Here is a 13,005-nt window from a genome sequence, read left to right on the forward strand (position 1 = left end):
AGGACATTGATCGTGGGAATTCAGCCATGAACCGTCGCGTCGGCATTCTGGTCTATCCGGGCTTCGTACTGCTGGATCTGAGCGGGCCGCTCGAAGCCTTTTCCAACGCCAACCAGCTCGCATCCGCCGATTACGCGCTGACGGTCGTCTCCATGAACGGCGGGATGGTGCGCAGTGCCTGTGGGCTTCCCGTGTTCACCGAACCCTTGTGGCCGATTGCCTTCGACACCTTCATGGTGGTGGGTGCCCCTGAACCGCCGGAGGGCGACTGGGTGGCCGACGTGGCGGCGGCCATTGGCCAGGTCGCCAGGCGTTCGCGCCGGACCGCCAGCGTCTGCACGGGTGCCTTCCTGCTGGCCGCCAGCGGCCTGCTCGACGGCCGGGTCGCCACCACCCACTGGTACTACGCGGCGCAGCTGCAGGCGCGCTATCCCGCACTGCGGGTCGATGGCGACCGGATGTGGAGCGAAGATGGCGACATATGGACGTCAGCCGGCATGTCCGCCGGCATCGACATGACCCTGGCGATGATCGAGCAGGATCTGGGCAAGGAAACCGCTTTGGCGGTCGCGCGGATGCTGGTGGTTTACTTCCGGCGACCGGGTCGCCAGTACCAGTTCTCCTCGCTGCTGGATTTCGATCCAGGCTCCGATCGCATTCGCGCGGCGCTGAGCTTCGCGCGCGAACACCTGGGGGACAACCTGTCGGTCGAGCGCCTCGCCGGGGTGGCGAACCTCAGCGTCAGGCAGTTCGGGCGGGCCTTCGCATCGTCCACCGGCACCACACCGGCCCGGGCGGTGGAGCGCCTGCGGGTGGAAGCGGCCCGACCGCAGGTGGAGGATGGCCGGCAGACCTTCGAGGAAATCGCCCGTCTGAACGGCTTCATCGACGCCGGTCGCATGTGCCAGAGCTTCCTGCGGGTCGTCGGATGCACACCGCAGGAGCTGCGACGCTGCGCGCGCCGGGTCGACACCCTGCGCCAGGCCTTGTAAGCCGCGGCCCATTGCTGGAAGGTAGGCGCCCTCAGCCCCCAACCTTCCACCCCTGTTCGGGCGCCGTGGGGCACAGTCGCCCCGGACACCAGAGAGAAAATCTGCATGAACATCAGTGTTCGCAATGAACGCGTCGACGATATCGAGACCATTTCCCGACTCACCGAAGCTGCCTTCCGGAACGAGGCGCACTCGAGCCACACCGAGCAGTTCATCGTCAACGCGCTGCGGCGTGCCGGGCGCCTGACGATTTCCCTGGTGGCGGAAGAGGGTGATGCCATCGTCGGCCACGTCGCGATTTCGCCGGTGACCCTGTCGTCCGGTGCGACGGGCTGGTACGGCCTCGGGCCGATCTCCGTATGGCCCGACCGCCATGGCCAGGGCATCGGTTCGACCTTGATGCGGGCGGCGCTTGCGGAACTACATCGCCTGGGCGGAACCGGCTGCGTGTTGCTGGGGGACCCCGGCTACTACGGGCGCTTCGGTTTCGAGGTGCGTCCCGGCCTGGAGCTGCCGGGTGTTCCCCCCGAATACTTCCAGGCGCTCTCTTTCGGCGGCGAATTCCCGACTGGCAGCGTGAGCTACCACGAGGCCTTCGACGCCACGGAGTAGGTCCGCCGCGAGCGGAAGGAGGGTGGGGCTCAGTAGGCCTCGGGAACGATCAGGTCCGTGGGCGTGGGAACCCGCACGTAGTCCTTGTGGCGCATGCGCTGCGGCAGTTCCACCACGGGCTGTTCCACTTCCTCGTAGGGCATCTGGCTGAGCAGGTGCTGGATGCAGTTCAGCCGTGCCTTCTTCTTGTCATTGGCCTGCACGACCCACCAGCGCGCTTCGTCGATGTGGGTGCGCTCCAGCATGATTTCCTTGGCCTTGGTGTAGGCCTCCCAGCGCCGCCGGGACTCCAGGTCCATGGGGCTGAGCTTCCACTGCTTGAGCGGGTCGTGGATGCGGCTGAGGAAGCGCAGGTGCTGCTCCTGGTCGGAGATGGAGAACCAGTACTTGATCAGTTGGATACCGGAGCGCACCAGCATGCGTTCGAACTCCGGCACGGTGCGGAAGAACTCTTCGTACTGTTCGTCGTTGCAGAAGCCCATGACGCGCTCGACGCCGGCGCGGTTGTACCAACTGCGGTCGAAGAGGACGATCTCACCGGCGGCGGGCAGGTGTGAAACGTAGCGCTGGAAGTACCACTGGGTACGCTCGCGGTCGTTGGGGGCGGGTAGCGCGGCCACCCGGCAGACGCGGGGGTTCAGGCGCTGGGTGATGCGCTTGATGACGCCACCCTTGCCGGCGGCGTCGCGGCCCTCGAAGAGGATCACCACCTTGTGTCCGCTCTTGACCACCCAGCTCTGCAGTTTCACCAGCTCGCCCTGGAGGCGGAACAGCTCGCGGAAGTAATGCCGGCGTGCAGCCTTTTCCGGGCTTTCCGGGGTGTTTTCGTCGAACAGCTCGTCGAGGTTCTCCGCGTCTTCGGCCAGTTCCAGTTCGAGCTCTTCGTCACTGTGGTCGATCAGTTCGCGATGGATACGCTGGATCAGGGTGTCGTTGGTCAGGATCATGGCGGGCCTCGGAAACCGTTTTGCCGCCGATGTTATGACTGTTGCATGGCAGTCCCGTGACAGCCGGCGGCAGGCGCGCGCTAGTTCTCGGCCATCACCCGTTCATGCACGTACTGCCTGAACTGCTCGGGCGCCAGCGGGCGGGAGAACAGGTAGCCCTGGAATGCCTGGCAGCCGTGGCTGACGAGGAAGCTGCGCTGGGCTTCGGTTTCCACGCCTTCGGCCATGACCGATAGGCCGAGGATATGGCTCAGGCTGACGATCGCGCAGGCGATGGCGGCGTCGTTGGGGTCGATCAGGACGTCGCGGATGAAGGACTGGTCGATCTTGAGCTGGTCCAGCGGCAGGCTCTTCAGGTAGGAGAGCGACGAGTAGCCGGTGCCGAAGTCGTCCAGCGACAGGCCGATGCCGATTTCCTTCAGCTCGACCATCTTGGCGACCGTGCCTTCCATGTCCTCCACCAGCATGCCTTCGGTCAGCTCCAGCTTGAGCTTCTTCGGGTCGGCGCCGGTGTACCTCAGCACGGTCAGCACCTCTTCCACGAAGTCGGGGTGGTGGAACTGGCGCGCGCTGACATTCACCGCCATGACCAGCCGGGCGGTATCCGGGTGCCTGGCCCAGGCCACCAGTTGGGCACAGGCGGCCTGGAGGGCCCAGCGGCCCAGCGGCAGGATCAGGCCGGTTTCCTCGGCCAGGGGAATGAACTCGGCGGGGAACACGATGCCGCGCTCAGGGTGCTGCCAGCGCATGAGCGCTTCCGCACCGATGATGCGCCCGGCGCTGTTCACCTGCGGCTGGAAATGCAGCAGCAGGTCCTTGTCCTGCAGGCCCTGGCGCAGGTCGGCTTCCAGCCGCGCCCTTGCGGTGGCGACCGCCTGCATTTCCGGATCGAAGAAGCGCATGGTGTTGCGGCCCGCCGCCTTGGCGCGATACATCGCCAGGTCAGCGCGCTTCATGATGTCGTCCACCGTGTTCAGCTGTCCCTGGAACAGGGCGATGCCGAGACTGGGCGTGCTGTGGTGCTCGTAGCCGTCCAGGTGGTAGGAGATGTTCAGCGAGCTCAGGATCTTCTCGCAGATGGCCTTGGCCTGGATGGCGGCGTCCGGCGGGTTCTCGCTGAGCCCCTCCAGCAGCACCACGAATTCGTCACCGCCCAGGCGCGCCACGGTGTCGCTTTCGCGAATGCAGGTGGAGAGGCGCTGGGCTACTTGTTGCAGCAGCAGGTCGCCACGGTCATGGCCAAGCGTGTCGTTTAGCGCCTTGAAGTTGTCCAGGTCGATCAGGATCACCGCACTGGTGTGCGGGTTGCGCATGCCGCCGGCGAGCACGTGCTGCAGGCGGTCCAGCATGAGGCGGCGGTTGGCCAGGCCCGTCAGCTGGTCGTAGAAGGCCAGGCGATTGACCTCCCGTTCGGCCGCCTTGCGATGGCTGATGTCGGTATTGATCGACAGCACCGACTGCGGCTCGGCGTTTTCGTCGCGCACCAGGGTGCGGTGGCTTTCAAAGGTGATGGTGGTGCCATCCCGGCGCCGCAAGGTCACTTCGCCCGACCAGTCTCCCGTCTCGATCAGACTCTGGGTGGCCGCATCGATGGCGGCGTGATCCTGGTAGATCAGTTCTGCGGCCGACTGGCCGAGGGCTTCCTCTCGGGTCATCCCGTAGAGGCGCTCGGCGCTCTTGTTCCAGTAGAGGATGCGGTGCTCCATGTCGTGGACGACGATGGCGTCCTGGGCCTTGTCCAGCAGCGATGCCTGCTGGCGGAACTGCCGCTCGCTGGCACGAAGGACGGCGAGGTAGCCATCACGTTCGGCGGCGTGGCCCTCCATTTCCCGCTTGATTCGCCGGCCATAGAACACCGCTGCGCTGACCATCATCAGCACGAACACCATGATCGCGTACTCGATCCGGCGGAGCTCTTCCACCGACTCCAGTTCTTCTTCAAGCAGCCGGCTCTGGATCTGTCCGACACGCTCGCGCACCGTGGCGAGGGATGCGAGCAGCATGGCGTACTTCCTGTCCATGGTCGCCATGCGCTTGCCGGCGTCGTCCGATTTGCCTTGCCGGAAGAACGAGAAGATCAGCGAGGCTTCCTTCACCATTTCCACCATCGCGGCGTCCACTTCGGCGACTTCGTCCTTCAGCGCGATGGTGTAGGCCTGGATGTCGACGCTGTGATCGGCCTGGTTGGCGATCCGGGCCTCCAGCTGCTGCTTGGCCATCGCCAGGTGATGGTTGAAGGTGTCCAGCGCGGCGGTCATGTTCCGCGATTCGGACTCGACGTCATGGGTATCGAACACGTTGTTGCCGGGGGCGTTGACGTCCGATGCCAGGCTGCCCAGGGTCGAGTAGGACGACAGTTGCTGGACCCAGGACTGGTTGGCCTTGATGGAGCGGTGGTAGGTGTCGACGATCAGGTGGTTCAGCAGCACGCTCAGCACGACGACCAGTACATCGAAGCCGGCGAGGAAGAAGTACATGCGATGCCAGCGGGTCGTACGCGGGGTGTTCGATTGGGCGGAGATTGCTTGATTTGCGGCGCTTTCGCCTTCGAAAGAGTCCATTTCACGATCTCCAGCCATCGTCCTTATGTTCGGGCTTGATAAGCGACGCTACAAACGCCAGACGTCCCGTTCTCTCAACGTCTGTGCCGGAACTCCCTCGGGTCGGGTGCCGGAGATCGTTTTCCGTTCGGTATGGCGACACTCAAAGCATAGCCATGGATTAGCCATTATTGAGTGGGCGCGACTGTTGGTGCGCGGGCGGCGACGGGCTGTCGTCGGGACGGAGATCAGTTGCCGGATACCCTCACGGCGTAGTCTCGCGCAAACCACCTGTTGCCTCGACCGCGTCTGCGGAGGCTGGCGGCAACTGATGCGGAGCAGCGGCGGGGCGCTCAAGCTCGGGCTCTTCCGGCTTCGTATGGGCGAGCGGCTGAAACGAAAAAAACTGCCCGGCCGTTAGATTGAATATTCACTAGGGTTATTTGCTAATTCCTGATTCGAATATCCATTGCGCCGGTAAAGCTGTTGTCGAGGCCTTTATGTTCGCGATAGCGCGAAGCTCGCAGTCATCACGAACGGAGGCGCTGTCATGGATGAGGAAATCGCAGGCCGGACGTAACTGGCCGACGCTGTCTCGCCATCTTGTTCGCCGGATTCGCGCTCCTAGAATCGGCCCCCATCCGGTTACTCATTCCATCCTTTGAGGGAGCTCCACCATGATGAATGCCATGCAGATGCCGATGTCCGCCAATACCATGATGCCGATGATGGGCATGCCCATGATGATGGCCACCATGCAGTGCGACATGCAGGACGACGGCATGATGTGCAAGATGATGCCGGCCATGGGCATGGACATGGCGATGTTCCGCAACAGTGCGGACATGATGGCGATGATGATGAGCTGCGGCATGCCGATGATGATGCACTGCGGCAACATGTCGATGATGTGCATGTCCCAGTCCGGCATGGCGATGATGCCGATGATGAACATGATGCCGATGATGGGTATGGGCATGCCCATGCCGTCCATGAAGTGCATGATGGAGTGCTCCATGCAGGGCGACGCCATGATGTGCAAGATGATGCCGATGCAGGGCATGAACATGGAGATGTTCAAGAACTGCTGCGCCCTGATGATGAAAATGATGGAGTGCGGCATGCCGATGATGATGAGCTGCAACGGCATGCCGATGATGTGCTGCACCTGCTGATCGGCAGGACGTGAAAAAGCCCGGCCGGGAAACCCGCCGGGCTTTTTTGTGCTCGCTCGAACGTTCTGGCACGGCGCCCGGGTCACACTCGTGGCTCGGCTGGGCTCCGATGGTGGATCGGTGAAGCGTGATTCACCCTCCGCGGTCGTGTAGGGGGGTAGGGTGGATGTCGCTCTTCACATCCACCGTCGAGGTCCGGGTTGGCACCGATGGTGGAGCCGGTACTCCGCGAGCCCTGCGGCTCAGTCGAGCCGCTCGGCGTAGGTGGTGACCAGATACGCCACCGCTTCGCTGTTGGAGGGGTTGCGGTAGGCGTGGGGTTGGTCGGCGTAGAACAGGATCGAATCGCCGGTGGCGAGCAGGAAGCGTTCCTCGTTCACGCTAATTTCCAGCACGCCCTGAGCGACCACGAGGTTTTCCTGGGTGCCGGGGGCATGGCCGGTAGAGTCCTCGGTGGCCAGGCCTGCCAGGCGCAGTTCATAGAATTCCACCTGGCGCGAGCAATCGAAGGGGAACAGCGCGCGGCTGACGAAACTGCCGTCGCTGTTCACCAGGCGCTTGCTCTGGCGCGCCGGCAATACCGCGACACCGTCGAAGGCACGGTCATCAAGAAAGGCCGCCACCGAGACCTTGAGGCCCTGAGCAATCTTGCACAGCACCTTGATGGACGGAACACTGCGCCCGGACTCGATCTGCGCCAGCATGGCGCGGCTCACGCCGGAAGCGCGGGCAAGGCCGTCCAGCGACAGGTTGCGCTTGCTGCGCAGGCGCAACAGATTGCTGGCAACGCGCTGGCTGATCGGGTCGTCTACGCCGGTTGCCGGCAGCAACACCTGCTCATGGGCGTCCAGAGGTAGTGACTGGCCCATGATTCACGCCTCACGAATGCCAGTGTTCCGCTGCTGCTGGGTGAGCTGGAAAGCCCCGAATCCCGCCCGGCAGGCGTACATCGTCCACATCAGCTCGGCCATGCGGCGTGCCTGACGGCGCGTGCGATAGCGGGCGAGGTCAATGACGTTGTCGGTACGGTCCATGATGCAGCTCCTGCGGGAGTCCTGAGGGGTGACGGAGCTAGACTAGCCTTTGTGTTCTTAGGCCAATAAATACTTAATTAATATTTTGTAATTCTATTTGGTTATTTAAACCCAAGGGCTCATTTCGCCCTTGCGGCGCACTGGGACGCGCTGTGGCGCGGTGACTGTCTGATCCGAAAGATGCCGGCTGACGTGTTGCCGTCGGGAACGGGCAGGCCGGTGACTTCAGTGGGGTAAGGCTCGGCCTGTTGCGGGCCGAGCCATCGGGACTGGATGAAACCAGGGCGTCAGCAGTAGCGCTGCGCCAGGCTGGTCTCAGATCTCGACCTGCGTACCCAGCTCGATCACCCGGTTAACCGGCAGCTGGAAGTAGCGCATGCTGCTGTTGGCGTTCTTGTGCAGGAAGGCGAACAGCCCTTCGCGCCAGAGCGACATGCCCAGGCCACGGGTTGGAATCACCGTTTCGCGGCTGAGGAAGTAGGTGGTGCGCATGGGGGTGAAATCCAGCCCCTCGACGCGGCAGCTTTGCAGGGCTTCCGGCACGTTGGGCTCTTCCATGAAGCCGAAGTGCAGCAGGACGCGATAGAAGCCGCCGTCGTAGCGGCTGACTTCGAAGCGCTGGTGATCGTCGATGCGCGGCGTGTCGCGGGTCACCACGGTCAGCAGCACCACCTGCTGGTGCAGCACCTGGTTGTGCAGCAGGTTGTGCAGCAGCGCGTGGGGGACGGCATCGGGACTTGCGCTGAGGAAGATGGCGGTGCCCTCGACGCGGTGCGGCGGTTGCAGGCAGATGCTGTCGACGAAGCCGCGCAGGGGCAGGGCGGTTTCGTCCAGGCGATCGATGAGGATGCGCTTACCGCTCTTCCAGGTGGTCATCAGCACGAACAGGATCACCCCGGCAATCACCGGGAAGGCACCGCCCTGGAAGATTTTCGGCACGTTGGCGGTGAAGAACAGCGAGTCCACGAAGAGGAACCCGAGCAGCAGCGGCACCGCCAGCCAGCGCGGTACGCGCCACAGCAGGAGCATCACCGACGAGACCAGCAAGGTGTCGATCAGCATGGTGGTGGTCACCGCCACGCCGTAGGCGGCAGCCAGGGCGCCGGAGGAGCCGAAGCCGATCACCAGCAGGACCACGCAGGTCATCAGGGCCCAGTTCACCACGCCGACGTAGATCTGGCCCTGGGCGGCGCTGGAGGTGTGCTGGATCTGCATGCGCGGGATGTAGCCGAGCTGGATGGCCTGCTGGCTCAGGGAGAAAGCCCCGGAGATCACCGCCTGGGAGGCAATGATGGTGGCCAGGGTGGCCAGGCCGATCATGGGGATCAACGCCCATTCCGGCGCCAGCAGGTAGAAGGGGTTGCGCGCGGCCGCCGGGTTGGACAGCAGCAGCGCGCCCTGGCCGAAGTAGTTCAGTACCAGGCCCGGGAGGACCAGGCTGAACCAGGCGCGGGCGATGGGTTTTCGGCCGAAGTGGCCCATGTCGGCGTAGAGCGCTTCTGCACCGGTCAGCGCCAGTACCACGGCGCCGAGGATGGTGACGCCGATGCCGGGATGGGCCAGGAAGAAGTTGAACGCCCACCAGGGATTCACCGCCTGGAGCACTTCGGGGCGCTGGACGATGCCGTGGATGCCGAGGATGCCCAGCACCACGAACCAGATCACCATCACCGGGCCGAAGAGAATGCCGATGCGCGCCGTGCCGTGCTTCTGGATCAGGAACAGGCCGATCAGCAGCACCACGGTGACCGGCACGACCCAGTGGCCGAGGCCAGGCAGGGCGACGTCCAGGCCTTCCACCGCCGAGAGCACGGAAATGGCCGGGGTGATCATGCTGTCGCCGTAGAACAGCGCCGTGCCGAACAGGCCCAGCAACACCAGCAGTCCGCTCAGCCTCGGGTAGGCCGCAGTGGCACGGCGCGCCAGTGCGGTCAGGGCCATGACGCCGCCTTCGCCGTCGTTGTCGGCGCGCAGCATGAACAGTACGTACTTGAGCGACACCACCCAGAGCAGGGACCAGAGCACCAGCGAGAGGATGCCGAGCACGCCTTCGGCGTTGACCTGCACGCCGTAGTGGCCGGCAAATACTTCCTTGAGGGTGTACAGCGGGCTGGTGCCGATATCGCCGTAGACCACGCCGGCTGCTGCCACGAGCAGGCCGAATGAGGACGAATGGGCGCGAGAATGGGCCTGTGGCTCCAGGGTGCTGGAACTCATCGAGTCACTCCGGGGGATGGGGCGCGGTGCGGATGGTGTGGGAGACACGGCATTCGGCGGGGAATTCGAGGTGTTGCCACGGAAGGGCGCCAAGTATCCGTTCTGGCCGTGGGGCTCGGCGTAAAGAATGCGTAAAAAGTGACGGATTCGACCGGCTGGCGCCCGCCGCTACCAGTTGGCCAGACGCCTTGTAAGCTGAATGATGTACCCGGTCCACAAGTGCGGAGGTTTGCGATGAGCGTCAACGCAATCGGGCTGACCGTGATGGCCTGCCTGTTCCTCGGCTGCATCGGCATGGTGTTCTGGACCAACCGCCCGTTCATCAAGGACTGGTTCGAACATCACCATTGGCACTGGCCACATTTCCACTGAGTTGCCGCACCGCCTCTTGCGAATCGAGCGCAAAAAGGACCGCCACGGTGCCAAGGCGCAATTCGGCACTTCATCCCGTGACGGTCAAGCTCGATAAGTTCGAGCGCTATTAAAATGCATCCTTTTCGCATCTGGCGGTGTGCCACTAGGGCCGAACATTCGACCGTACGGGCTGAACGCGGCACCTGGATTCCGAGGGCGCCGGTCCAGCCCGGGTTGTGAAAAGGGCGGGCCGATCAGCGACCTTCGCCCTGTTCCTCCACTATGCAGGTGCTGTCGAAGCGCGCCGACTCCAGGCGGTTGCGGCCTTTCTGCTTGGCGCGGTAGAGCAGCCGGTCGACGGCCTGGATGAAGGGCAGGGACTGGTCCCCGTGCCGGGGCACCACAGTGCCGACGCCCAGGCTGATGGTGAGCAGCGAGGCAACGCCGGATTTTTCGTGGGGGATGCATTGTTCGCGGATCAGCTTGCGGCAGCGTTCGGCCACCTGGCAGGCGGCGGCCTCATCGGTGGCGGGGAGGATCAGCACGAACTCTTCGCCGCCGAAGCGGGCGACGAAATCGCGGGGGCGGATGGCGGCGTTGATCAGCGCGCGGCCCACGTTCTTCAGGCAGTCGTCGCCCTGGATGTGGCCGTAATGGTCGTTGTACTGCTTGAAGTAGTCGATATCGAGGAGGATCAACGACAGCGGCTCGCTGGTGCGCTGGGCATTGGCCCATTCCACGTCCAGCATCGAGTCGAACATGCGCCGGTTGGCCACGCCGGTCAGCCCGTCCTTATAGGAGTACTCCTCCAGCTGCTTCTGCAGGTCGATCAGCTGCTGCTCGGCCTTCTTCCGCTCGCTGATGTCGAACATGAAGCCGATCAGCGCTTCCACCTCGCCATCGGGGTTGCGCATCACGTGCACCACATCGCGGATCCACACGTAGTCGCCGGTCGTGGTCAGGGCGCGGTAGTCCGCCTCGTGGTCGGTGCCGGCCTGGGACTGGGAGACGCAGAAGGCGACGACCGCGTCGCGGTCATCCGGGTGCATGCGCTCGGCCCAGTCATTCACGCTTACCCAGCTGGACTGGCTCCAGCCCAGCAATTCTTCGATCTGTGGGCCGATGTAGGCGAAGGTCATGGTCTTCCAGTCGATCTTCCATGGGATCGCCCGGGTGGATTCCAGCAGGGCCTTGTAGACCTCCTGGGTAGGTTCTGCGTCGTCTCTCATGGTGCCCCCGTACTGGCCGAATCGGTTGGCGCCGTCCTTTGCGCGAAGCCTCCTTATACCTAATCGGATCGGGTTTCAGGCAGTGGCTTCGTGAGCCAGGTGATGGCTCGCGTCGGCCGTTCGGGGGGTGAGAAGGTCCGGACTCAGGACTTGCTGGCCTGGACCTGAGCCGGTGCGGCCACGGCGGGCAAGGGGATGCCCTTGGGCCAGAGCAGCCAGATCTGGCCCTGCTGCTTCATGTTGCCGGCCAGCTCGCCGGCCTCCGCGCCAGTGCCCCAGAACAGGTCGGCACGCACTTCGCCGGCGATGGCGCCGCCGGTGTCCTGGGCTGCGACCGGGCGGATTACCGGGCTGCCGTCAGGGCGGGTGGTCGAGAGCCAGAGCAGGCTGCCCAGCGGGATCACCTTGCGGTCGATGGCCACGCTGTAGCCGGCGGTGAGCGGCACGTTGAGGGAGCCTCGCGGCCCTTCGTTGCTGTCAGGGTTCAGGCCGAAGAAGACGAAGCTCGGGTTGCTCGCCAGCAGTTCCGGTACTCGCTGCGGGTTGGCGCTGGCCCAGTCGCGAATCTTGCCCATGCTGACTTCTTCCTGCTTGAGCTGGCCCTGTTCCACCAGCCAGCGGCCTACCGGCCGATACGGGTGGCCATTCTGGTCGGCGTAACCGATACGCAGCTGGCGGCCGCTGTCCAGCTGGATGCGGCCGGAACCCTGGATCTGCAGGAACTGCAGGTCCATCGGGTTGGTGAGCCAGGCCAGCACCGGCGCCTTGACCCCCTGGCTGCGAATGGTGGCGGCATCGTCATAGGGCTTGAGCACGCGGCCTTCCAGGCGGCCGCGCAGGCGCTTGCCCTTGAGTTCCGGGTAGAGGCCGTCCAGGGCGACCACGATCATGTCCTCGGGTACGCCGTAGACCGGCACCGGCGTCTGCTCGCTGCGCTCCAGGCTGCCGGCGTACACCGGCTCGTAGTAACCGGTGATCAGGCCCTGGGGGCTGTTGCGTGCGTTGCGCAGGCTGTAGACCTCCAGTTGCGCCTTGAGCCAGGCGCGAACGGCGGCCGGGTCTTCCTGCACCTGGGCTGCGCTGGTGCAGGTGGCGGACCAGATCGGGTCCTTGGCCAGGCGTGCGCAGGCGGAGCGCCAGGCCGTGAAGCCGGCAATCACATCGGCGTCGCTGCTGGCGGGGAGTTCTTCCCAGCTCGCCCGGGTGTAGGTATCGACCTTGGGCTGCTCGGGCTTGGTGGGCTCCTTGTCGCAACCGGCGATCAGGGAGAGCAGGGCGGCGACGCACAGCGCCAGCCGGCCTCGGCGGAAGAGGGGGGCAATCACGTCTTGCGGTTCCTGATGGGACGAATCGAGGTCGGTAGCTTGGTGAATGGTGTGCGCAACGTCAAATTTGCCCGACGGTTTCATTGATCCAAGCCACTGAAATCAAAAGGAAATATTCATTCAATAAGGTGCTCCCAGCTTTGACAGAGGCCTTTGGTGTGACTCGCAACATTAGAAACTTCCGCAAGACCCTGGACGCCGTGGCCATGAACAACGAGGCGGCCGCCCTGGCGGTGATGCGCGCGGCTGACCGAATCGGCGACGCCGCGCTGAAAGAACAGCTGTTCAACGTGATCCAGCGCATGAACCAGGATGCCGCCGAGCTGCGTGTGGTTCGCGATCACGTCGCCTGAACGCAGTCCAGCGCGATTCTTCCATTTGTGTTGAATGAAATTGCTGCTTGACCTGAAGGCCAATGGCCCTCTAGATTGCCCGCCATGACTAAATCCCCTTGGTTGTCCGGCCCCGCGATTATTACCGCCATTCCAGCAGTGGCGGGTTAGCCGACGACCAAACAGAAACCCGCCCTCGAGGCGGGTTTTTTCCTTCTGTCTCCTGGGCGCCGAAATCAAGACCAGGA

12 protein-coding genes are annotated in these 13,005 nt (G+C 64.0%); 5 read left to right on the forward strand and 7 right to left on the reverse strand.

Translation table 11 applies throughout. The annotated features are described in order from the left end of the window. Positions 1-26 precede the first annotated feature (26 nt). Together E8F06_RS22805 and E8F06_RS22810 are read left to right on the forward strand one after the other, a co-directional pair. Positions 27-992: a helix-turn-helix domain-containing protein gene (locus tag E8F06_RS22805; protein ID WP_280371300.1), complete on the forward strand. Its 966-nt coding sequence runs from the start codon at positions 27-29 to the stop codon at positions 990-992. A 105-nt stretch (positions 993-1,097) separates the two neighbouring features. After that, a complete protein-coding gene (locus E8F06_RS22810; RefSeq protein ID WP_280371302.1) occupies positions 1,098-1,604 on the forward strand; it encodes an N-acetyltransferase in 507 nt (168 codons plus the stop codon). 29 nt (positions 1,605-1,633) lie between these two features. Here the strand turns inward: E8F06_RS22810 and ppk2 are convergent, their stop codons facing one another. Both ppk2 and E8F06_RS22820 read right to left on the reverse strand, forming a co-directional pair. Beyond that, entirely contained in the window at positions 1,634-2,551 is a 918-nt protein-coding gene (gene ppk2, locus E8F06_RS22815) for a polyphosphate kinase 2 (RefSeq protein ID WP_280371303.1), read from the reverse strand. Between the two features lie 80 nt (positions 2,552-2,631). Further along, on the reverse strand, positions 2,632-5,112 hold the full coding sequence (locus E8F06_RS22820) for an EAL domain-containing protein (RefSeq protein ID WP_280371305.1): 2,481 nt from the start codon (positions 5,110-5,112) through the stop codon (positions 2,632-2,634). Positions 5,113-5,768: 656 nt separating this feature from the next. On the opposite strand from E8F06_RS22820, the gene E8F06_RS22825 reads away from it, so the two are divergent. Then, positions 5,769-6,266, forward strand: coding sequence for a hypothetical protein (locus tag E8F06_RS22825; RefSeq protein WP_280371307.1), 498 nt, complete (start codon positions 5,769-5,771; stop codon positions 6,264-6,266). 242 nt (positions 6,267-6,508) lie between these two features. On the opposite strand, the gene E8F06_RS22830 is transcribed toward E8F06_RS22825, so the two are convergent. From E8F06_RS22830 to E8F06_RS22840, 3 genes are all read right to left on the reverse strand, one after another. Further along, complete coding sequence (locus E8F06_RS22830) at positions 6,509-7,135, reverse strand: XRE family transcriptional regulator (protein WP_280371309.1); 627 nt, start codon at positions 7,133-7,135, stop codon at positions 6,509-6,511. 3 nt (positions 7,136-7,138) lie between these two features. Then, positions 7,139-7,300: a hypothetical protein gene (locus E8F06_RS22835; protein ID WP_190834006.1), complete on the reverse strand. Its 162-nt coding sequence runs from the start codon at positions 7,298-7,300 to the stop codon at positions 7,139-7,141. Between the two features lie 315 nt (positions 7,301-7,615). After that, positions 7,616-9,517 carry a potassium transporter Kup gene (locus tag E8F06_RS22840; protein WP_280371311.1) on the reverse strand — a complete coding sequence of 634 codons (1,902 nt, stop codon included), beginning with the start codon at positions 9,515-9,517 and terminating at the stop codon, positions 7,616-7,618. A gap of 234 nt (positions 9,518-9,751) precedes the next feature. On the opposite strand from E8F06_RS22840, the gene E8F06_RS22845 reads away from it, so the two are divergent. Beyond that, positions 9,752-9,889 (forward strand): hypothetical protein, encoded by a 138-nt coding sequence (locus E8F06_RS22845; protein ID WP_190834010.1) that lies wholly within the window; start codon positions 9,752-9,754, stop codon positions 9,887-9,889. Between the two features lie 236 nt (positions 9,890-10,125). Here the strand turns inward: E8F06_RS22845 and E8F06_RS22850 are convergent, their stop codons facing one another. After that, on the reverse strand, positions 10,126-11,100 hold the full coding sequence (locus E8F06_RS22850) for a sensor domain-containing diguanylate cyclase (RefSeq protein WP_280371312.1): 975 nt from the start codon (positions 11,098-11,100) through the stop codon (positions 10,126-10,128). Between the two features lie 143 nt (positions 11,101-11,243). Then, positions 11,244-12,425, reverse strand: coding sequence for an MltA domain-containing protein (locus E8F06_RS22855; protein ID WP_280371314.1), 1,182 nt, complete (start codon positions 12,423-12,425; stop codon positions 11,244-11,246). Between the two features lie 158 nt (positions 12,426-12,583). On the opposite strand from E8F06_RS22855, the gene E8F06_RS22860 reads away from it, so the two are divergent. Next, the gene (locus E8F06_RS22860; RefSeq protein WP_280371316.1) at positions 12,584-12,778 is read left to right on the forward strand and encodes a hypothetical protein; all 195 of its coding nucleotides are present in this window, start codon (positions 12,584-12,586) and stop codon (positions 12,776-12,778) included. The last annotated feature ends 227 nt before the right edge of the window (positions 12,779-13,005 follow it).

It is taken from the genome of Pseudomonas sp. BN411 (assembly GCF_029871235.1).
Taxonomy (GTDB): Bacteria; Pseudomonadota; Gammaproteobacteria; order Pseudomonadales; family Pseudomonadaceae; genus Metapseudomonas.